General features: G+C 60.1%; 21 protein-coding genes. 11 read left to right on the plus strand and 10 right to left on the minus strand.

The genetic code is table 11. From position 1 onward, the window contains the following. The first annotated feature begins 7 nt into the window (after positions 1-7). Together FBY01_RS14020 and FBY01_RS14025 are read left to right on the plus strand one after the other, a co-directional pair. Positions 8-1,186 carry a hypothetical protein gene (locus FBY01_RS14020; protein WP_010455309.1) on the plus strand — a complete coding sequence of 393 codons (1,179 nt, stop codon included), beginning with the start codon at positions 8-10 and terminating at the stop codon, positions 1,184-1,186. 213 nt (positions 1,187-1,399) lie between these two features. Next, entirely contained in the window at positions 1,400-2,275 is an 876-nt protein-coding gene (locus FBY01_RS14025; RefSeq protein WP_010455311.1) for a LysR substrate-binding domain-containing protein, read from the plus strand. Between the two features lie 63 nt (positions 2,276-2,338). On the opposite strand, the gene FBY01_RS14030 is transcribed toward FBY01_RS14025, so the two are convergent. From FBY01_RS14030 to fae, 4 genes are all read right to left on the minus strand, one after another. Beyond that, positions 2,339-3,703 (minus strand): MFS transporter, encoded by a 1,365-nt coding sequence (locus FBY01_RS14030; RefSeq protein WP_010455313.1) that lies wholly within the window; start codon positions 3,701-3,703, stop codon positions 2,339-2,341. A gap of 90 nt (positions 3,704-3,793) precedes the next feature. After that, positions 3,794-5,227, minus strand: a complete 1,434-nt coding sequence (locus FBY01_RS14035) for an NAD-dependent succinate-semialdehyde dehydrogenase (protein WP_010455316.1) — start codon at positions 5,225-5,227, stop codon at positions 3,794-3,796. Continuing rightward, positions 5,224-6,258 (minus strand): aldo/keto reductase, encoded by a 1,035-nt coding sequence (locus tag FBY01_RS14040; RefSeq protein WP_083376475.1) that lies wholly within the window; start codon positions 6,256-6,258, stop codon positions 5,224-5,226. Before FBY01_RS14040 ends, FBY01_RS14035 begins: the two co-directional genes overlap by 4 nt. Before the next feature lie 10 nt (positions 6,259-6,268). Continuing rightward, positions 6,269-6,781, minus strand: coding sequence for a formaldehyde-activating enzyme (fae, locus tag FBY01_RS14045; RefSeq protein WP_010455319.1), 513 nt, complete (start codon positions 6,779-6,781; stop codon positions 6,269-6,271). A gap of 292 nt (positions 6,782-7,073) precedes the next feature. Between fae and FBY01_RS14050 the strand changes: the two genes are divergently transcribed. Next, entirely contained in the window at positions 7,074-8,015 is a 942-nt protein-coding gene (locus tag FBY01_RS14050; RefSeq protein WP_145308353.1) for a class I SAM-dependent methyltransferase, read from the plus strand. Between the two features lie 145 nt (positions 8,016-8,160). On the opposite strand, the gene FBY01_RS14060 is transcribed toward FBY01_RS14050, so the two are convergent. Then, positions 8,161-8,934: a helix-turn-helix transcriptional regulator gene (locus FBY01_RS14060; protein ID WP_145308349.1), complete on the minus strand. Its 774-nt coding sequence runs from the start codon at positions 8,932-8,934 to the stop codon at positions 8,161-8,163. Positions 8,935-9,045: 111 nt separating this feature from the next. Here FBY01_RS14060 and FBY01_RS14065 point away from each other — a divergent pair, with 111 nt between their 5' ends. Together FBY01_RS14065 and FBY01_RS14070 are read left to right on the plus strand one after the other, a co-directional pair. Continuing rightward, the gene (locus tag FBY01_RS14065; RefSeq protein WP_145308347.1) at positions 9,046-10,149 is read left to right on the plus strand and encodes an extracellular solute-binding protein; all 1,104 of its coding nucleotides are present in this window, start codon (positions 9,046-9,048) and stop codon (positions 10,147-10,149) included. Between the two features lie 65 nt (positions 10,150-10,214). Then, positions 10,215-11,342, plus strand: a complete 1,128-nt coding sequence (locus FBY01_RS14070; protein WP_145308345.1) for a P1 family peptidase — start codon at positions 10,215-10,217, stop codon at positions 11,340-11,342. A gap of 48 nt (positions 11,343-11,390) precedes the next feature. On the opposite strand, the gene FBY01_RS14075 is transcribed toward FBY01_RS14070, so the two are convergent. Together FBY01_RS14075 and FBY01_RS14080 are read right to left on the minus strand one after the other, a co-directional pair. Then, positions 11,391-11,843: a cupin domain-containing protein gene (locus tag FBY01_RS14075; protein WP_010455330.1), complete on the minus strand. Its 453-nt coding sequence runs from the start codon at positions 11,841-11,843 to the stop codon at positions 11,391-11,393. A 145-nt stretch (positions 11,844-11,988) separates the two neighbouring features. Further along, the gene (locus FBY01_RS14080) at positions 11,989-12,438 is read right to left on the minus strand and encodes a helix-turn-helix domain-containing protein (RefSeq protein WP_010455332.1); all 450 of its coding nucleotides are present in this window, start codon (positions 12,436-12,438) and stop codon (positions 11,989-11,991) included. A 207-nt stretch (positions 12,439-12,645) separates the two neighbouring features. Here FBY01_RS14080 and FBY01_RS14085 point away from each other — a divergent pair, with 207 nt between their 5' ends. The 5 genes from FBY01_RS14085 to msrA all read left to right on the plus strand — a co-directional run bounded on the left by FBY01_RS14085 (position 12,646) and on the right by msrA (position 16,258). Then, positions 12,646-13,428: an SDR family NAD(P)-dependent oxidoreductase gene (locus tag FBY01_RS14085; RefSeq protein WP_145308343.1), complete on the plus strand. Its 783-nt coding sequence runs from the start codon at positions 12,646-12,648 to the stop codon at positions 13,426-13,428. A 171-nt stretch (positions 13,429-13,599) separates the two neighbouring features. Then, positions 13,600-14,019 carry an organic hydroperoxide resistance protein gene (locus tag FBY01_RS14090; RefSeq protein ID WP_010455335.1) on the plus strand — a complete coding sequence of 140 codons (420 nt, stop codon included), beginning with the start codon at positions 13,600-13,602 and terminating at the stop codon, positions 14,017-14,019. Between the two features lie 547 nt (positions 14,020-14,566). Then, complete coding sequence (locus tag FBY01_RS14095; protein WP_010455337.1) at positions 14,567-15,019, plus strand: Ohr family peroxiredoxin; 453 nt, start codon at positions 14,567-14,569, stop codon at positions 15,017-15,019. 109 nt (positions 15,020-15,128) lie between these two features. Then, the gene (locus tag FBY01_RS14100) at positions 15,129-15,581 is read left to right on the plus strand and encodes an Ohr family peroxiredoxin (protein WP_010455338.1); all 453 of its coding nucleotides are present in this window, start codon (positions 15,129-15,131) and stop codon (positions 15,579-15,581) included. Positions 15,582-15,751: 170 nt separating this feature from the next. Then, on the plus strand, positions 15,752-16,258 hold the full coding sequence (gene msrA, locus FBY01_RS14105) for a peptide-methionine (S)-S-oxide reductase MsrA (protein ID WP_010455339.1): 507 nt from the start codon (positions 15,752-15,754) through the stop codon (positions 16,256-16,258). A 152-nt stretch (positions 16,259-16,410) separates the two neighbouring features. Here the strand turns inward: msrA and FBY01_RS14110 are convergent, their stop codons facing one another. Next, a complete protein-coding gene (locus FBY01_RS14110; RefSeq protein ID WP_010455340.1) occupies positions 16,411-17,289 on the minus strand; it encodes a LysR family transcriptional regulator in 879 nt (292 codons plus the stop codon). Positions 17,290-17,390: 101 nt separating this feature from the next. Between FBY01_RS14110 and FBY01_RS14115 the strand changes: the two genes are divergently transcribed. After that, complete coding sequence (locus FBY01_RS14115) at positions 17,391-18,782, plus strand: aldehyde dehydrogenase family protein (protein ID WP_083376468.1); 1,392 nt, start codon at positions 17,391-17,393, stop codon at positions 18,780-18,782. Positions 18,783-18,857: 75 nt separating this feature from the next. Here FBY01_RS14115 and FBY01_RS14120 read toward each other — a convergent pair whose 3' ends face one another. Both FBY01_RS14120 and FBY01_RS14125 read right to left on the minus strand, forming a co-directional pair. Continuing rightward, positions 18,858-19,802, minus strand: a complete 945-nt coding sequence (locus FBY01_RS14120) for an aldo/keto reductase (protein WP_083376467.1) — start codon at positions 19,800-19,802, stop codon at positions 18,858-18,860. Next, complete coding sequence (locus FBY01_RS14125; RefSeq protein WP_083376466.1) at positions 19,789-21,075, minus strand: NTP/NDP exchange transporter; 1,287 nt, start codon at positions 21,073-21,075, stop codon at positions 19,789-19,791. Before FBY01_RS14125 ends, FBY01_RS14120 begins: the two co-directional genes overlap by 14 nt. Positions 21,076-21,088: the final 13 nt, after the last annotated feature.

The following is a 21,088-nucleotide window of genomic DNA, read 5'->3' on the forward strand; positions in this document are numbered from 1 at the left end:
TGGCCCCATGCATTTCCCTGATTCCCTGCGCCTTAGTCCGTCTTTCCTTGCTTTGCTCTGCTCCTTTGCCGCCCCTGCCATGGCGGTACAGGTCACTGACAACCTCGACCTGGGCGGCGCCATTCGCGCCCGGTGGGATTACGACCCGGATCGCGACATTCAGAAGTTCGGCCTGGACACCGTGTTCCTCAGCGCCAAGTACAACTCCGACACCTGGATCGGCGAGGCTCAATACCGTTTCTACGGGCGCTCCTATCCCTATCAGTACACTAAAGACTATGGCGATATCCAATTCGCCAAACTTGCGTGGGTCGGCTACAAGTTCAACCCCGAGCAGCAAGTGCACGTGGGGCTGGACACCGTGCCATTCGGCTTGCAGCCGTACTTCGGTAGTACCTTCTACGAAACCCTGGGCAACGTTATCGGCCTGGAAGATGTGCAACAGATCGGCGCCAGGTACATTCAGCAAAGCGGTGACTGGAACCTGCAGGCTGGCTACTACTTGCGCCCGGCATGGCAAGGCAAAGGCACCAGCAAAGGCGTGACATTCTCCAGCGTAGTGTCCGAGGCAGACAGCTACGTCGCCGACGGCAGCGATAACCAGGAACGCAACACCGTCGTGCTGCGAGTCGCCAAGGCACTGGACCTGGGGCCATGGAAATCCGAAGTCGGGCTCTCCGGTCTGACCTCGTCCCTGGAGAACAAGGACACTCACAATGACGGGCGCCGCAACGCAGTGGCCGTGCATTACCTGGGCAAGAACGGCCCCTGGGGCGTGCAGCTGCAAGCAGCGCGACAGCAGATGTCACCGCGCAATCCGGGGACCGATGAAGTGGTGACGCTGGGTGGTTATGACGGCACCTACAACGTTGCCAGTCGCGGCAATCTATACGTGGCAGATGTGAGTTATGACGTGGCCGGCAAATACCTGTTCGATCAGGTCAGCGGCGTGAAGCTGTACGTCAACTACAGTGCCTTCGATAAATCCGCCGACGATTTCAAGACCTCGCAACGGGTGATCCTCGGAACTTCGTTCTCACTGAGCAAACTGTGGGTCGCGACGGAGTGGATCTACGGCAAGAACGACCCCTACATCGGAGGCAGCAGCTACACCCAGAGCCTGGGGGCGGGTGGTAGCGACCAGTGGGAAAACCAGCTGTATATGAACATCGGCTATTACTTCTGATCAGGCGTTTTCGGGCGTCTGAGGGCACCCTCGCCAGCCAGCTCGCGCCCACAAGGATCACCGAACCTGTGGGTGCGGGCTCGCCCGCGAAGACGCCCGTCCAGACAACACTTGCATCAGCCCCCTCCTGATAGTCAGATAGGCCGCTCAAACAATCCAAAAATAATAAACCGGCCCGACGTGACACCCGAGGCAGGTGCGGAGCCATCTCCCATGCGACAACTGCCCTCGCTCAACATGCTGCGCGTCTTCGAAGAGGTTGCGCGGCATCGCAGCTTCAGCCAGGCCGCGCTGGGGCTGAACGTCACCCAGGGTGCCGTCAGCCGCCAAATCAAACAACTCGAAGACTACCTCGGCGTAGCGCTCTTTATCCGCACGCCCCAGGGTTTGTCATTGACCGAAGCCGGCATCGCCCTCTCCCCCCACCTGACGGAAGCCTTCGATCATATCGAACGGGCCTTGCAAGCCGTGCGTGTACCCAACCTGCGCCAGCGTCTGCGCATTCTTGCCCCACCCACCTGGGCGACACGCTGGTTGTCGGCGCATCTGCGCGAATTCTGCCAGCGTTATCCGGACATCAGCCTGAGCGTGACCAATCAGACCGGCCACGACAACCTCGCGGACATCGATTGCCACATCCGCTTCGGCCTCGACACCGCCAGTCATTGCAGCAGTCAGTTACTGGTGATGGAACGGCACATCGCGGTGGCCAGCCCGGAGCTCTTCAGCGACGGGCAACCGCCGGACCTGCGCCAATTTCCATTGCTGCACATTTTGCACGACGGCAAGCGATTGAAGGTCTGGGAGAACTGGTTGGCGGCGATGGGACGGGACGATGTGGATGCCGCTCAGGGGCTGGAATTCAGCACCTTGGACCAGGTGATTCACACGGCATTGGCTGGCGGCGGGTTGGCGGTGATTGACCGGCAAATGATCGAGAAGGAACTGGCCCATGGCAGTTTGTTGCCGATCACCCCGGTGGAAGTGGTCGGGCCGTATGGGTATTGGCTGGATGTGGCGAACGACAAGCAAGGATTGTCGAAAGTACGGTTGTTCAGGCAGTGGCTGGAACGGGTCAGTAATCCCTGAGGCCATCGACGTTCCTTGTGGGAGCGAGCTTGCTCGTTCCCACATTGGGACTTTGACCGTCTGTTAAACCGGGGCAACTGCCTTCACTGCCACCGTTGCCCCACCCTCTACCGGACTCTGCGCCTTGCACGCCTGGCTCAGCGTCAACGATTTAGTCTCCGGCGCCCAAGCCCAGGACAGCAACGCACCCAGCGCCAGAATCGCCGCCAGAATGCCCATCGTCGGGCTCAGGCCAATCCCCGCTACGCTCACCGGCAACAGGAACGTACTCACTGCCGAGCCCAAACGGCTGACCGCGGTCGCCAGGCCAATCCCGCTGGCCCGCACTTCGGTGGGAAAGCTCTCGGCCGGGAACACGCCCACCAGGTTGCTGACCGCGGACAACACCAGGGTAAACAAGCCAAACACCAACACCATCAAGAACGCAGCGCTACTCGGCAACACCGCCAACCCGAACAACGCAACGGCCAGAATAATGAACGAGTTGATCAGGAACCCCCGGCGGGAGAATTTGATCGTGCACCAGATCCCGATCAGCGCACCGAGGATCAGCAGCATGTTCAGCATCAGTTCGGTGCCAAAACCTTCGGCCAGGCCCATTTTCTGCAGAATCGACGGCAGAAAGGTGTAAATGGCGAAGTACGGCATCACGATGCAGACGAAGAACAGGCAATTGAACGCGGTGCGTTTGCGGTATTCACGGCTGAACAGCACGGCGTAGCCGGAACGGGTTTCGGTGGATCGGGTTTCGTCGAGTTCAATGTTGTCGCCCAAGTGCTTCTTGACGATCGCTCGTGCCTCGGCGATTCGGCCCTGATTCACCAACCAGCGCGGCGACTCTGGCGTGCCAATGCGGGCAATTAGGATCAACGCTGCCGGAATGGCCGACGAAGCCAGCATCCAGCGCCAGGCATCGTCGCCCAGGCTGAGCATGGCGGTGCCGACGAATGTCGCAGCGACGTATCCGAAGGTCCAGATCACGCTGAATGATCCCAGCAGCACACCGCGATGTTTCTTCGGTGCAAACTCGGCCAACATGGCGTGACCGACGCTGAAATCACCGCCCAACCCGATGCCGATCAACACTCGGCAGAGAAATAACCCCATCGCCGTTTCCGCATAGAACTGCATCAAAGAAGCGAGGGTGATCAGCACGAAGCTGACCAGGAAGATTTTCTGCCGCCCCACTTTGTCGGAAATCCAGCCGAAAAACAGACTACCGAGAAACAGCCCGATCAAGGCCGAAGCACCGATCAACCCTTGCCAGAACGCATCAAGCTGCATCTGTGGACTGAGCAATGTGAATGCAATACCGATCAGGCCAAGGATGTAGCCATCGGTAAAGTGCGCGCCGAAGGTCAGGCCGGCGATTTTCAGGTGAAAGCGCCCGATGGGCAGGTCGTCGATTTTTGTTGGTTGAACGGACATGTGCGTCTCCCATTGTTGTTATTGACGGAGAAATGAAACCGTTAACTTGTGTGGGCGCGAGCCCGCTCGCGCCCACAGGAGTTTGAGACCTTAAAGGCCACCCATCAGCAGGTATTTGATTTCCAGGTAGTCATCCAGACCGTACTTCGAACCCTCACGCCCCAGGCCCGATTCCTTGATGCCACCGAACGGCGCCACTTCCGTGGAAATGATCCCTTCGTTGATTCCGACCATGCCGGCTTCCAGGCCTTCGGCCATGCGCCAGACGCGGCCGATATCGCGGCTGTAGAAATAAGCCGACAAGCCGTAGGGCGTGTCGTTGGCCTTTTGCAGCACTTCGGCTTCGTCCTTGAAGCGGAAGCACGCCGCCACCGGCCCGAAGGTCTCGTCCTGGGCGATGAGCATGTCGCTGTTGGCTTCGGCGAGGATGGTCGGCTCATAAAATGTGCCTCCGAGCGCGTGGCGACGGCCACCGCACAACAGCTGGGCGCCCTTCTCCAAGGCATCGCCGACATGCAGTTCGACCTTCGCCAGCGCCGCAGCGTTGATCAACGGACCTTGTTCGGTTTCACCATCCAGTGCGCTGCCAACGCGCATGGCCGCCACGGCTTCGGCGAGTTTGCCGGTGAAGGCTTCGTACACGCCGTCCTGAATGAAGAAGCGGTTCACGCAGACGCAGGTTTGCCCGGTGTTGCGAAATTTCGAGGCCATGGCGCCTTTCACGGCCGCGTCCAGGTCGGCGTCGTCGAAGACAATGAACGGCGCGTTGCCACCCAGTTCCAGAGAGACTTTTTTCAGGGTGTCGGCGGCCTGGCGCATCAGCAGTTTGCCGGTGCGGGTGGAGCCGGTGAAGGACAGCTTGCGCACAATGCCGGAGGCTTGCAGTGCCCCGCCAATCGCGACCGCGTCACCAGAAACAACGTTAAACACACCGGCCGGTATGCCCGCCTGCTCGGCCAATACGGCCAGGGCAAACGCCGACAAAGGCGTTTCTTCCGAGGGCTTGAGAATCATCGTGCAACCCGCCGCCAATGCCGGGCCGACTTTGCGGGTGACCATGGCCAGCGGGAAATTCCACGGGGTGATTGCCGCGACCACGCCAATGGCTTCCTTGACCACGATGATCCGCGCGTCTGCCTTGTGGCTCGGTATAACGTCGCCATAGGCGCGCTTGGCTTCTTCAGCGAACCACTCCAGAAAGCTTGCGGCGTAGACGACTTCGCCCATGGCTTCAGCCAGCGGTTTGCCCTGTTCGCGACTGAGCAACGTGGCCAGGTCCTTCTGGTTGCTCAACATCAACTCGCTCCAGCGCTTGAGCTTCTGGCTGCGCTCCTTGGCGGTCAATTTGCGCCAGGCAGGCAAGGCACGATTGGCGGCGTCGATGGCCAGGCAAGTTTCCTCTGCTCCGGCTTTTTGTACGTCGGTGATTAACTCCCCGTTCGCCGGGTTGAAAACCGGGTAAGTCGGACCATCGCTGGACCACTGGCCGTCGATGTAATTGCCGTTACGGATCAGTGCGCTCATGCCACAGCCTCGGTCAGATTGAAGCGTTCCAGACCTGGACGGGCCGAACGCAAGATGCGCTTGCCGGCGGTGTAATCGTTGATCACGTCGCACGGGGTGTAGTTGCGTTCCAGTTCCTGCAGTTCTTCGGCGTCAAGCCTGGTCTCCAACGCCGCCAGGGCACTGTCGAACTGTTCAGTGGTGTCGGCGCCCACGAGCATGCAATCCACGCCCGGATGGTTGGCGACCCAGGCCTGCGCGATCTGGGCGTTGGATACACCACGAGCACGGGCCACACGTTGTACCGAATGCGCGATCTGGAACGAGGCTTCGTCGCTGTACATCTGTTGGGTAAAGAAGTCGGTCTGGTTGCGGGTCGATTGCACATCACCGGTCAACAACCCGCGAGCCAAAGGACTGAACACCGAGACGCCCAGGCCCTGATCGCGGCAGAACGGAATCATCTCGCGCTCTTCTTCGCGGTAAGCGCAATTGAGCTGCAGCTGCATGTTGATCGGCTTGACCCAACCATTGCGCTCGCAAGCCATGAGGATCTTTGCAAGTTGCCCGGTAAGCATGGTCGACACGCCGATGTAGCGGGCCTTGCCGGAACGCACGATGTCGTTCATGGCGCTCATGGTTTCTTCGACCGGGGTGTTCACATCGAAGTAATGCAGCATGAATACATCGACGTAATCCATGTTCAGACGCTTTAACGAGGCATCGATGCTGTCCATGATGTGCTTGCGCGAATGACCGCTGGCGTTGATCCCGGTGCGGGTGCCGTAACCGACTTTGGTGGTGATCACCAGGTCTTCGCGACGGGCCAGGCGCTTGACGATACGCCCGACCACTTCCTCGCCGACACCGGCAGAATAGAAGTCGGCGAGGTCAATGAAATTCACGCCGTTGTCCAGCGCGTGCGCAACGATCGGCTCGCTTTTCTTCTCATCGAAGATCCACGGTTTCCAATCCGGGGTGCCCATGTTCATAGTGCCCAGGCACAGGCGGGAGACTTGCAGGCCAGAGTGGCCCAGACGAATGTATTGCATGGCGCGGACCTCAGGCTTTTGGCGTGTAGAAAGGGTTGCTGATGTGATTGACCACGTCCGCCAGTTGCGCGGTTTCCGGCTTGCCGGTCAGCGCGGCACGGATCGCCGTGCGGCAGGCGTTATAGTTGTTCAGGTAGACCGCATCCAGGTCATCACAGGCCGGGTTGACCCAGTTCGCGGTGACGATCGCCCACTCGTTTTCGGCCTCCGGTGGCAAGGTGCCGTCGAGCAGTGCTTCCAATACGGCCTTGGCAATCCCGGCCTGCGATGCACCCCATGTGGCGTTACCGTGCAAGTCGCTGTTGATCGCGGCTTTGTTGACGTAGAGGGTCATCGGTTTGACCGGAATATTGGGCTGCGCGATGACCATGAAGGGGCAATGTCCCTGGCTTGGCGACGCTAGGCTGTTGGCAAACGCCTGCCCCGCCGGCCCGTTGCGCGGACCGATCAGAATGTTGATGTGCGCGGCGTTGACGCCCGGACCTTCGAAACCTTCACCGATGTACAGATCGAGTTCTTTCATGGGGTTATTTACTCTTCAGAGATAGAGGTTGAGCACAGATGCACGCCGACCGTCGCGGCCGCGTGACAACAGGCGGGAATTGAAGAGCGCAGGACGTGACAATGAGGATGAGTCATGGGGGCAAACGCTCTTTTTGTTGTTGATGAGCTGTGTTTGCGATTTTTTAACACTGGCAGGTTGAGCGGCCGTAACCATTAAAAGTCATGAGGGCATGAGGTTTGGTAATACCCGGCAGAACTGCGGCGCAATTGTGTTTAAAATGCCGCCCCCACCCATTGCTGGCCCCTGCCCGATGAACGCTGACGCTCTCTCCACCCTTCACGACCATTTGCTGACCGCCCTGGCCGATGCTCCCGCGGAAACCCGCCGGCTGTTCCATGGCCGGGGCCGGTGCTGGCCCGGGCTGGAGCAATTGACCGTCGACTGGCTGCAAAGGGTGGTGCTGGTGTCGCTGTTCAAGGAGCCTGAAGCGGCGCAGCTGGAAGCATTGAAGCGGTTGCTGATGACGGTCACTGAATCGGCGCAGTGGCAACAATCAGGGGCGCACACCCTGTTGCTGCAACACCGCTACCTGCTGCAAAGCACCACCGAATGGCTGCTTGGGGAAGCGATCGAGGAATTGATCATCACCGAGGGTGGCCTGCGTTATCGGGTGGACCTGGGCCGCAAGCAGAACACCGGGTTGTTCCTCGACATGCGCTACGGCCGCGACTGGGTGCGGGCCAATGCCGCAGGCAAGCGCGTGTTGAATCTGTTCGCCTACACCTGCGGCTTTTCGGTCGCCGCCATCGAGGGAGGCGCCGAACACGTGGTCAACCTGGACATGTCGAGCCCGGCGCTGAACCGTGGTCGCGACAACCATCGGCTCAATGGCCATGACATGAGCAAGGTGAGTTTTCTCGGCCACGACTTGTTCAAGTCCTGGGGCAAGGTGATCGGCAAGGGCCCTTACGACCTAGTCATCATCGATCCACCGTCCTTTCAGAAAGGCAGTTTCCTGCTGACCAAGGATTACCAGCGCGTGCTGCGTCGGCTGCCGGAGTTACTCAGCCCCGAAGGGATGGTGCTGGCGTGCATGAACGATCCGGCGTTCGGGGCAGACTTCCTGATCGATGGCGTGATGCGTGAAGCGCCGGGCTTGCGGTTCGAGCGGCGGCTGGAGAATCCGCCGGAGTTTCCGGATGCTGATGTTGAATGCGGGTTGAAGGCGTTGGTGTTTACACTGAAGGACTGAGTGCTGCTGACTGTGGGAGCGACGGTGCGACGATTCGACTTGCTCGCGATGGCGGTGGGTCAGTCGATATCTGTGTTGAATAATAAATCGCTATCGCGAGCAGGCTCGCTCCCACAGGGGGGCTGGTGTGAGGCTACTGCTTGGGTCAACGCGGCTGCAACACCAGCGCAAACAGCTCGCCGTGACCGTTCACATTGAGTTTGTGATAGAGGTTGCGTCGATGCACTTTCACCGTCTCCGGCGAGATGCCCATTTGCTGGGCAATGGCTTTGCTGGAGAAGCCTTGGAGAATCAGTCGAGCCGTTTCGACTTCGCGTACTGACAATCGCGCATCGAAGCGATCCAGCAAGGTGGCCAGATCGCCGGCCACGGCCTCGGCAGTCGTACCTTGCGGCGGCATCAATTGCTGGTGCCGGCGCATGGCGGACAGCACCCAATCGCGCACGCACAGCAACCGCCCTTGCTCTTCAAGCGTGAACCGCGTCGAGCGACCCAGCGATAAGCCGAGCACGGCGCCGTCGATGTTGACCATGAACTGCAACTCGTCACCGCCGACCACCGAGCGGAAGTAGCTCAGGTAATACTCGCTCTGCTGAAACTGGTCGGGAGCCACCGAGTCGAGACTGTGCAGGCCATCGGCAATGCCCGCGCAAGCCGCTTGGTAAAACGGATCGAGCAGGTACATGCCGGCGCTGTAGTCCGCCAGTTCTTCGTATTCGTTGGCGCCCCCCTTGGAGTCGAAGTCGATCAGCAAACGGGGCACTCGCCCCTCCCGCATCACCGCCACCAGTGCGTTGTCCAGCGGCACCAGCAGCCGCAGCGTGTCGACCAGCGCGCGCCAGAAACCGTCCTGACCCAACGCGTCAAATACCCGCGCCAGCCCTTGGTGCACCGGCAACTCTTTCAACAACGCGTCCATGCACTACCCCTTTCGAGTAACCCATGATGGGAATGGGTGTGTACCCCGCCTGCCGATACGCTGCAAGCACCTGTTCATCACCGGCCTGCAGCAGGCCAGGAGTGCCGCATCATGAGTCGTCGCCGTCAACAGATCAATCTTGGACTGAGCGCCTGTATGTGCGTTTCGCTGTCGGCGGTCGCTGCCGAGGCACCCACGGTTCATGTCTACAACTGGTATGACTACATCGGCCCCACCACCCTGCACGACTTCAAGCGCGACACCGGAATCGAGCCGGTTTACGACACCTTCGACAGTGCCGAAGTGCTGGAAGGCAAACTGCTCACCAGCCGCAGCGGGTACGACGTGGTGGTGGCGAGTAACTTCAGCCTGCCGACCCTGATCAAGGCCGGCGCCCTGGCACCACTGCCTCGCGCACAGATGCCGGATTTCAAGAACATGGACACCGAGCTGCTGGCGAAACTGGCCAACAACGATCCGGGCAACCAGTACGCCGTGCCGTACCTGTGGGGCACCAACGGCATCGGCTACAACATCGACAAGGTCCGTGCCGCACTGGGTGACAAGGCGCCGGTGGATTCCTGGGACCTGGTGTTCAACGAAGAGAACCTGGCCAAACTCGGCCAGTGCGGGGTGGCGATGCTCGACTCGCCGTCGGAGATGTTGCCGGTCGCCCTGCACTACCTGGGCTTGCCGCCGAACAGCACTAGCCCCGAGGACTACAAAAAGGCCGAAGCACTGCTGCTCAAGCTGCGTCCGCACATCGCCTACTTCAACTCGTCGAAGTTCATCAGCGACCTGGCCAACGGCAACATTTGTGTGGCGGTGGGCTGGTCCGGCGCGATGCTCGAAGCCAAGACCAACGCCGAGCAGGCCAAGAATGGCGTGAAGATCGCTTATAGCCTGCCGAAGGAAGGTGCGCCGGTCTGGTTCGACACGCTGGTGTTGCTCAAGGACGCACCGCATCCAGAGCAAGGCCTGGCCTTCATCGACTACCTCATGCGCCCCGAAGTCATCGCCCCGGTCAGCGATCACCTGTCCTACCCCAACGGCAACCGCAGCGCGACACCGCTGGTGGCTGAATCGACCCGCAACAACCCCGCTGTTTATCCGTCGGCCGAAGCACTGGCGACGTTATTCACCCTTCAACCGTTGCCGCCGGCCATCGAGCGGGTGCGCACACGGATCTGGAGCAAGGTGAAGAACGGGCAGTAATTCAGGCTGCTACAGGGATCGCATCAGCCACGCATTTTTTGAATAAATTGAAGATGAGAGAACCGATGAAACCACGTGCCCGCGACTTGAACATCCAGTTCGGCCAACTGCAACCCGGCCCCCTCAATGCCATCACCGATGTGCCCGGCGTGCGCGTCGGCCACAGCGATGTCCGCGGACGGACCGCCAATGGCCGCGACATCTGCACCGGCGTGACCCTGATCGAACCGCATGCCGGGTCCACCAATCAGCAACCGTGTTTTGCCGGCGTCCATGTGCTCAACGGCAACGGTGACGCCACGGGTCTTGAGTGGATTCGTGAAGCCGGCTTGCTGACCAGCCCGATCGCCTTCACCAACACCCACAGCCTGGGCGTGGTGCGTGATGCGCTGATTGCCCTGGATCGTCAGGCTCAGCCCGATGACGGACGACTTTACTGGAACATGCCGGTGGTGCTGGAGACCTTCGACGGCCTGCTCAGCGACATCAACGGTTTTCATGTGAAGCCTGAACATGTGGCCGAGGCCCAGCGCAATGCCGTCGGCGGACCGGTGACGGAAGGCGCGGTGGGCGGTGGCAGCGGGATGATCTGTCACGAATTCAAGGGGGGCATCGGCACGTCTTCGCGCCAATTGAGCAAGGCGCAAGGAGGCTGGACCGTCGGTGCGATCGTCCAGGCCAACCATGGCATTCGCAATGAACTGCGCGTCGACGGTTACCCGGTCGGTCGCTATATGGAACAGGCTGACTCACCGTTCCTCAGGGCATCGCTGCCTTATCCGGGCATGGGCTCGATCGTCGTTTGCCTGGCCACCGATGCGCCGCTGCTGCCGCATCAATGCACGCGCCTCGCACAGCGCGCCAGCCTCGGGCTTGCCCGCACAGGCGGCGGCAACGAAGACCACAGCGGCGACATTTTCATCGCCTTTGCCACCGGCAACCAACACGTGCCACCGGCCGCTTATGAAGGCAAAGGTGCTCCCACCTGCAACAACCTGAGCATGGTCAACAACGACCACATCAGTGAGTTGTTTTTGGCCGCGACTGAAGCGGTGGAGGAAGCGATCATCAACGCCGTGCTGGCGGCTGAAACGACGGAAGGTAACGGCCACACCGTGCCTGGACTGGACGCGAAAACACTGCTCAAGGCCTTGCGTCAGGCGGGTTGGCCGGGGGAAACAGTCGGGATCTGAATACGCTTTAACGAAGACGCCCGATGCAGTGCATCGGGCGGCTATCGCTTATTTTTCCAGGATCAACAGCGGCGTGTCTTTTTTCACCAGGTACGTCGCCAGCTCCGAAGCTTTGCCGTCACCGACGTTCTTCGCGACATGCGCAGTGCCTGCGGGGATGTACAAGGAGTCACCGGCCTTGAGCGTGACGGGCGCCCGCCCTTCGAGTTGATACTCAAACGTGCCCGAGATGACGTAAGCGACCTCCACCCCAGGATGAGAATGCTTGGGGGAAGTGACGCCCGGGTCGAAATCGACACGCACCTGAATCACCTCACCCTTGGAAATATCGAGGTCCTGGCGCACCAGGTCCGTGCGGTGCAGGCCTGTCTGCCAGCTTTTTGCCGGAGTGGCTTGCGCCGGCGCTTTGGCTTCTTCAGCCGCGAAAGCGTTGAGTGATACGGCGGCAGCCAGGGCGATGCCGAGCAGGCCTGCGGTGTGACGGGAGTTGATACGGGACATCGCAATTCTCCAATGAATGCCGCGGTTGCGGTGGCTTCATTACGAGGTCGCGGTGTATCGCGCAAGTGTCGAGAACAGCATGGTTTTGTATGCCCAGGTAACTACCGGCGCCGGGGATACGTTCGGATACAACCGCAGATGCGCGTCAGTGCGCAACGCCGAATCTGGTCACGATGTCTTCTGGCTTGAGCTGTCGCCCGTCCATTGAAACCAACTGCAATTTCTGGATTGGCTGACGATCCTGTGCGTCGACCATGACGGATCCCGCTTCGCCGGGTTCGTACAAAAACTCGTTGCCCCACTGAGACAAGGCAATCAGGACGGTTTGCAAGGCCCTGCCCTTTTCAGTCAGCACGTACTCCTTGTAGATGCTTCCATCAGCCGCTGGCTCCATGCGCATCACACCTTCTGCCACCAGGCCTTTGAGGCGGGTGCTCAGAATGTTTTTCGCGACATTCAGGCTTTTCTGAAAATCGCTGAAGCGTTTTGTGCCTGAGAGCGCATCACGAATGATCAGCAAGGACCACCAATCGCCAATGAGGTCCAGGGATCGAGCGACCGGACACGGACTGCCCTGCAAGCTTTTGCGCTTCACGTAAACGAACCTCCACCAAAAGGGTGCCAACGCTGACGATAATTTGGTCAGATGGCAGGTGGTTGCATAATACAACCCATGCTGGTAAAAATCACTTTCATTGGTTTCATAATGAAACCGACAACCCGATTTCGAGTGATTCCCTGTGCCAGACGCACAGTGATTTCGCCCTCAATGGTTGCATGATAAAACCGTAGGAGATTCCCAATGAAACTGGCTGGAAAAATTGCATTTATCACCGGCGGCAACAGCGGCCTGGGCCTGGCCACCGCCAGACTGTTTATCGCTGAAGGCGCAAAAGTGGCGATCACCGGTCGCAGTCAAAAAACCCTGGATGAAGCCCGGGAGGCGTTGGGGCCAAACCTGCTGGCGATCCAGGCGGACCTGACCGACGTGAAAGAGATCGAGCGCGCCGTATCAGAAGCCGTCGCAGCATTCGGCAAGCTGGACATCGTGTTCGCCAATGCCGGTATCGCCGGACAGACCCCGGTTGGCGGCACTTCGCTAGAAACCTTCCAGACCATTATCCAGACCAACCTCACCGGCACGTTTTTCACCGTGCAGGCAGCCGAGCCGCACCTCAATCCGGGTGCTTCGATCATTTTGAACGGGTCGGTGCACGCTGTGATGGGATGGCCGGGGTACAGCGCCTACGCAGCAAGCAAGGGCGCCGTTCGTTCCATGACACGGGTGATGGCCGCAGAATTTGCGCCGCGCGGCATTCGCGTCAACCAGATTACCCCCGGAGCTGCACGCACACCGGTCTGGAACCCCCACACGGTGAAAGTGGGAATGGATGCGCTGGAGGAAAAACTGAACACCACGATCCCGCTCGGTCGCATTGGCGAAGCGGAAGAAGTGGCCACCGTCGCCTTGTTCCTCGCCTCCAGCGACTCTTCGAATGTCGTCGGTGCGGAGATTGTTGTCGACGGCGGTGCAACCAGTTCGCCATTGGGCGCACCGGCTCACCGAAAAAACTGGCAGGCGTAACGGGTTTGTATCGGCGTGTATGTTCGCTGACGATCTTACACAGCGATACACAACCAGCGGATCAGGACACATAGGCACTACATAAAGGTGGAAAAGTGGGGGCTTCTCCCGTTCGTCCGTAACGCGGCGACATAAACGGTGAGGCCCCCAACCCTTTAGCAGGAACCCGTCATGATCAATGAAATCGACACCGTGCTGTATACCGGAAAGACCCACACCACTGGCGGCCGCGACGGCGAATCGAAGAGTTCGGATGGACGTCTGGACATCAAGCTTTCCCCGCCAGGCTCTTCAGGGGCTGGGACCAATCCCGAACAGCTATTGGCTGCAGGCTGGTCGGCCTGTTTCATCGGCGCGATCGGTAAAGCGGCTGCCGCGCTGAAGGTGACCTTGCCGAGCGGCGTCGCCGTTGATGCCGAAGTGGATCTGGGCAAGACCGACAACGCCTTTTTCCTCCAGGCACGCCTCAATGTCAGCCTTCCTGGTCTCGATCCTGTTGTCGCACGGGCGTTAGTCGATGCCGCCCATCAAACCTGCCCGTACTCCAAAGCGACCCGTGGCAACATCGACGTCACGCTTAATCTGGTTTAAACCGGGCCCATAATGCGGCCTGCCATCCCGGCAGGCTGTACCGAGTTTTTCCCCATAGCATTTATCCATCCTGCCGCCGTTGATCAAGGACGAAATCGGTCTAAAAAGTCCGGTTTGCGTTTCGTAGCCTTTGCTATTCTAAACCTGTAGGTGAAGACGCAGACTGATGCGCAAGAGGATAGCGAGGAAGCGTGGGGCGCGCTCCTAAGGGTACACGGTTAGAAAGATTCTCCGAGTTGAGATCCAGCCCTTATGCCGTGTGAAGCAGGACAGCACAAAACTGTTCTGTCAGAAGCCTGATAAACCTTGTAAGCCAGAGACCAGCGCTGGCCACCTACTCTATTTCGAAGCCCGCCTTGTGCGGGCTTTTTCGTTGTGTGCAGGACCGGCAGCCAATGCCACCCCCCTCAATCCAACCGTTCGTCGCCAAGCAGGCCTTTCCCCTATTGACTTAAATTGGCGACTGCGCGAATATTATTTACATCGCATACGATACAAACGTATACGCCATACAAACAAACCTAGTACACCTTTGAGGATTCATCCCATGAGCAAGATCGAAAAAGTCCTGGCCTCCGGCAAAACCCACACCACCATGAGCAGCACCGGTACCACTTCGCGCGGCCATAACGGCAGCCTCGACATCGTGCTTTCGTCACCTGGCAGCGACAAACCCGTTCATGAATTCAAAGGCACCCAGCCACACCCGAAAGCCGAGCAACTGTTTGCCGGTGCCTGGTCGGCCTGCTACATCGCCGCCATCGGTCTGGCTGCCAAACAGCGCAACGTCGAGCTTCCCTCCGATGTGTCCGTCGATATCGAAGTCGACCTTGGCCAGACCGGCGACGCTTACTTCCTCCAGGCACGCCTGACGCTGCGCGCTCCAGGTCTGGATCAGGCCGTCGCGACAGAAATCGCCCACGCCGCAGACCAGATCTGCCCGTACTCCAAAGCAACACGCGGCAACATTGACGTGGCCCTGAACGTAGTCACGGCCTGATACACAGCGACGCTTTGACATCATTTGGCTTTCAAGAAACCTCATACATATCGCATGCGACTAAAGCGCACACGAAAACAAACTCATTAAAACATTCAGGTAATCGTCCATGAGCAAGATCGAAAAAGTACTGGCCACCGGCAAAACCCACACCACCGCCAGCAGCACCGGTAACACCTCGCGCGGCCACAACGGCAGCCTCGACATCGCCCTCTCGTCGCCCGGCAGCACCCAGCCTGCGCACGTGTTCGCCGCCACCCAGCCGCACCCGGCCGCCGAGCAATTGTTCGCCGGCGCATGGTCGGCCTGCTACACCGCCGCTGTCGGGCTGGTGGCCAATGACCTGAACGTTGTGCTGCCGGCGGACATGTCTGTCGACATCGAAGTCGACGTCGGCCAGACCGGTGCGGATTACTTCCTTCAAGCTCGATTGACCCTGCGCGTGCCCGGCCTGGCGGACGACGTTGCAAAGACCCTGGCACACACCGCCGACCAGATCTGCCCGTACTCGAAGGCGACTCGTGGCAACATCGACGTGGACTTGAAAGTCCTCACGGCGTGATGCACCGCGCGGCGGGTTCGACGTTACCCTGCACGTCGACCCGCCGGAAGGCAGCAACGAAGTTCTCGGACGCGACCTGTCTGATGCAGAATGAGTTCACGCCACTGCAGACCTCCATCGAGCGCCTGCGCAACAACCTGATCACATCAATGAACACTGAGGAGCAAGCGATGACCACGCACACTGAAACCGCAATCCTGGCCGGCGGCTGCTTCTGGGGCATGCAGGATCTGATAAGGAAACAGAAAGGCGTGCTGTCGACTCGAGTCGGCTACTCCGGCGGCGACGTGCCCAATGCAACGTATCGCAACCACGGCACCCATGCCGAAGCAATCGAGATCGAGTTTGACCCGGCCATTACCAGCTACCGCCAGATCCTTGAGTTTTTCTTCCAGATTCACGATCCGTCGACCGCCAATCGTCAGGGTAACGACATCGGTCTCAGCTACCGTTCGGCGATTTTTTATCTGAATGAAGAACAGAAGGCAGTGGCCGAGGACACTGTGGCCGATGTGAATGCATCCGGTCTCTGGCCCGGCAAGGCGGTCACCGAAATCGCCCCCGCCGGCCCGTTCTGGGAGGCAGAGCCGGAGCATCAGGACTACCTCGAACGGCTGCCGACCGGTTACACCTGCCATTTCATTCGGCCGAACTGGAAACTGCCCAAGCGCGCATGACGCGGTACACCCTGGGTTCCGGCAGCGGCGTCCAGGCACCGTGGCATCAGGTATTGGCCTCGCAGGGCAGGCTAAACAGCACGCCGACCGACGTCAGTCTCAATACCCTTGTGGGAGCGAGCTTGCTCCCGCAGGGTTTGCGTTTAAAGGATTCAGGCGTCTTGCTGCACCACGCCGCGTTCTTCCAGCAAGCGCACAAACATGGTCAGGCTTTGCGACACCGTCCCTCTGCGCCACACCAGCCAGGTGCGCAAAAACCGGAAGGCTGGCGACAACGGCCAGACACTCACCGTGGTGCAGCCCGGCATGCTTTCGAGCATGCTGCGCGGCATCAGCGCCAGGCCGGCTCCGGCGCTGACGCAGGCCAGCATGCCGTGATAGGACTCCATTTCGAAGATTTTCCCGGGCACTGCCGAGTCCTTGGCGAACCAGCTTTCGAAGTGGTGGCGGTAGGAGCAATTGGAGCGAAACGCATAGATGTTTTCGCCGTTGACCTCCCGCGCGCGGTGGATCGGGGCATGGTTGAGCGGCGCGATCAGCACCATTTCTTCCTCGAATGCCGGCACGCCTTCCAGTGCCGGGTGCAGCACCGGGCCGTCGACAAAAGCAGCGGCCAGTCGGCCCGACAGCACACCGTCGATCATGGTCCCGGACGGTCCGGTGGACAGATCCAGCTCGACCTTGGCGTGCTTCTGGTTATACGCGGCCAACAGCTCGGGGATGCGCACCGCCGCCGTGCTTTCCAGCGACCCTAGCGCAAAGGTGCCTTGGGGTTCTTCACCGGCCACCGTCGCCCGGGCTTCCTGCACCAAGTCGAGAATGCGCCGGGCGTAATCGAGAAAACTCCAGCCGGCGGGCGACAGGCGCAGACGGCTTTTCTCGCGGATAAACAGGTCCACGCCCAAGTCCTGCTCCAGTTGCTTGATCCGTGTCGTCAGGTTCGACGGCACTCGATGGATGTGTTGGGCAGCCACGCTGATGCTGCCGTGCTCGGCCACTGCTTTGAAAATTTCCAGCTGAACCAGATCCACAGTCATTCTCCAAACGTGAACGATATGCTCAGCATTATTCAGTTTCCAGAAAACTAACGCCACCGTAACCTGAGCGCATTCCCACCTAGCAGGACGGTGCCATGACCAACGTTTCCAGTCTCACCCACGCCATTTCGATCAACCCCGCCACCGGCGAGCAGATCGGCCACTACCCATTTGAATCCGCTTCGGCGCTGCAAGCCGCACTGTCCCGAGCCGCTGACGGATTCCGTGTCTGGCGCAGCACAGCGGTGGCGCAACGCTCACAGCTTTTGATCGCCCTGGCGCAAGCGTTACGCGGTAACGCCGCAGCGATGGCGAACATGATTACTCTGGAGATGGGCAAGCCGATTACCCAGGCCCGCGGTGAAATCGAAAAATGTGCCCAGCTCTGCGAGTGGTACGCCGAACACGGCCCGGCCATGCTGACCGCCGAGCCGACCCTGGTTGAAGGCGGCAAAGCACGCATCGAATATCGTCCGCTCGGCCCGATTCTCGCGGTGATGCCGTGGAATTTCCCGATCTGGCAGGTCCTGCGTGGCGCCGTACCCGCGCTGATCGCCGGCAACACCTACGTGCTCAAACATGCGCCAAACGTGATGGGCAGCGCTTACCTGCTGCAGGAAGCCTTCAAGCAAGCCGACTTCCCTGAAGGTGTGTTCGAGGTCATCAACGTCACGCCAGAGGGCGTCTCCACGGCGATCGCTGATCCTCGCATCGCAGCGGTGACCCTCACCGGCAGCGTGCGCGCCGGCATGGCCATCGGTGCGCAGGCCGGTGCAGCGTTGAAGAAATGCGTACTGGAACTGGGCGGTTCTGATCCTTTCATCGTGCTCGACGATGCCGATCTCGACGAAGCCGTCAAAGCCGCGGTGATTGGCCGTTATCAGAACACCGGGCAAGTCTGCGCGGCAGCCAAACGCTTGATCGTCGAACAAGGCATCGTCGAGGAATTCACGCGCAAGTTCGTCGAAGCCACGGGCAAACTGGTGGTCGGCGATCCACTGGCCGCCGACACTTACATTGGCCCGATGGCTCGCTTCGATCTGCGTGATGAACTGGATCAACAGGTGCGCGACACCCTGGAAGAAGGCGCGACATTGTTGCTGGGCGGCAAAAAAGCTGAAGGCCCGGGCAACTTCTACGAGCCTACGGTCTTCAAGGATGTCACCGACCAAATGACTTCGTTCAAGCAGGAACTGTTCGGCCCGGTCGCCTCGATCATCACCGCACGCGATGCCACCCATGCGCTGGAACTGGCCAATGACAGCGAATTCGGACTCGCCGCGACGATCTACACCGGCAACGTCGAACGTGCCCAGCAGATGGCCGGCGAACTGGAAACCGGTGGCGTGTTCATCAATGGCTATTGCGCAAGCGACCCGCGCGTCACCTTCGGCGGCGTGAAGAAAAGCGGTTTTGGCCGCGAGCTGTCGCACTTCGGCGTGCGCGAGTTTTGCAATGCGCAGACGGTTTGGCTGGATCGCCGCTGATCACCTCCAGTGGCCCGGGAGTCTTTTCACGCCCGGGCCTCTGCGCTTTATTCGTTCAGAAAATAGACCTTGTCGTTAACCGACGATATCGATCAACTGCTCGCGCTGCGCACCGGTCAGCATCGGCCCGAAACCGGCGCCGGCGTTGTCCGCCATGTAGCGCGGGTTGCCGGTACCGGGAATCACGCAGGTCACCGCCGGATGCGACAGCAAGAACTTCAGCGCCATCTGCGGCCAACTGTTGACCCTCACGTCCGCCGCCCAGCGCGGCAAGGGTTTGTCCTTCAAGCGGCTGAGCAGGTTGCCGCCGCCGAACGGCCGATTGCAGATCACCGCCACGCCACGTTCGCGGCACAGCGGCAGGATGCGTTTCTCGACGCCGCGGTCATCCAGCGCATAGTTGATCTGCAAGAAATCCAACGGCTCGGCCTTGAGCACCGCTTCCACCTCGTCATACGCCGACGCCGTGTAATGGGTGATGCCGATGTAGCGGATGCGCCCTTCTTCCTTCCATTTGCGCAAGGTCGGCAAATGGGTTTGCCAGTCCAGCAGGTTATGGATCTGCATCAGATCGATGCGATCGGTTTGCAGCAGTTTGAAGGACTGCTCCATCTGCGCGATGCCTTCTTCGCGGCCACGGGTCCAGACCTTGGTGGCCAGGAAAGCGGGCGAACGTGGCTCATGAATCGACAGCAACTCACCGGTCGTCTCTTCCGCGCGGCCGTACATCGGCGAGCTATCGATTACCTTTCCGCCCTTCTCGAACAATGCGCGCAGAACGGCGGGCAACTGCTTGTAGGCGGGGCTCGAAGGCCCGACATCAAACCCGCGATAGGTGCCCAACCCGACAAGGGGCAATGGCTCGGAGCTGGAAGGAATGGCGCGGGTCAGCATGTTCTTGCCTCCTGTGTCCTTCGACGGCGTGGTTGCAGCGAAGGCCGGGCCGAAGGTGAAAACCGCCGAAGCACCGGCAGCCAGCGTGAGTATTTGGCGACGTGTGTATTCATCAGTGTGGCTCATGGAATGACCCTTCCACCTTTTTGCTTTCAACCTGTTTTTCCTGATGCCTGGCCAGCCACAGGCATAACCAGCCCCACAGCCCGGCAAACGGCACGATCACCAGCGCCACCAGACCAAAACCGGCGCCCAATGCCGTCAGACCGACCGACAACCAGCCACTGGCGGCGTCTCCGCCGCGATACACCAGGGTTTCGATCACATTCTTGGCCTTGTACTTTTCCTCGCGGCTGACCACGGTCCACAACACTTCACGCGCCGGCCGCACGATAGCGAACTCGACCGCACGACGCAGCCCCTGCGCCAGGGCGACGGTAGCGGGCACGGGCGCCAGCGCCATGGCGCTAAACGCCACGATGGTCGCCAGCGGCAATGCCACCAGCGCCCCGCCGACACCGACCAGCCGAATCAACGGCGCCGTCAACAGCAGTTGAAAGATCAAGGTCAGCGCCGACACGATCAAATCGACCACGGCGAAGAATTGCGTCCGGCTGGCCACATCAGCATAGCTACCCGCCACAATCCTTCCCTGCTCGAAATACAACAAGGTCGCGGCGCTGGTGTGCAGCAACATGAACAACACCAGTCCCAGCAGATAAGGCGAACGCGTAATCAACGTGATCCCGGCCAGCATGCTGCCGCCCATGCGCCGATCCTCCATCAAGCGGCTGCCGGACTGCGATTGGGTGCGCGAGAGCAGCGCCCGATAGCAGCGCACCGCGACTTCCAGCAGCAACGCCGCCGCGACGGTCAACGCCACCGGGCCCAATCGCGTGGCCATGGTCGCGGCCAGCAACGGCCCGATGAACGTGCCCAGGGTGCCACCCGCGGCGATGAACCCGAATAACCGTCGCCCTTGTTCACTGGAAAACCGGTCGACCAGCACGCTCCAGAAAATGCTGACGATGAACAGGTTGTAGATGCTGATCCAGACGAAAAACACCCGCCCGACGGCCACCGGCGCAATGCGATTGGCGATCAACACACCAAACACCATCATCGACGCGGCGATCACGCGATAGATCAACGGCACGAACCGCGTGGCCGGCAGCCGCGACGCCAGCAATCCGAACACCGGCACCATCAGCAACATCACCACGAACGTCGCCGTGAACAGCCACTGCAATTTGTCGGCACCGCCCTCAAGGCCCAGGGCATCGCGCAACGGTCGCACCAGGTAATAACTGGCCAGCACGCAGAAATGGAACGCGAACCCCAGCATCAGGGCGGTTCTTTCGCCGGGCTGCACGTCGAGCCATTTTGCCGCGATGGGCATGGGCGCCCTCCTC

Source organism: Pseudomonas sp. SJZ077, from assembly GCF_007993905.1.
In the GTDB taxonomy this organism is placed as follows: domain Bacteria; phylum Pseudomonadota; class Gammaproteobacteria; order Pseudomonadales; family Pseudomonadaceae; genus Aquipseudomonas; species Aquipseudomonas mandelii.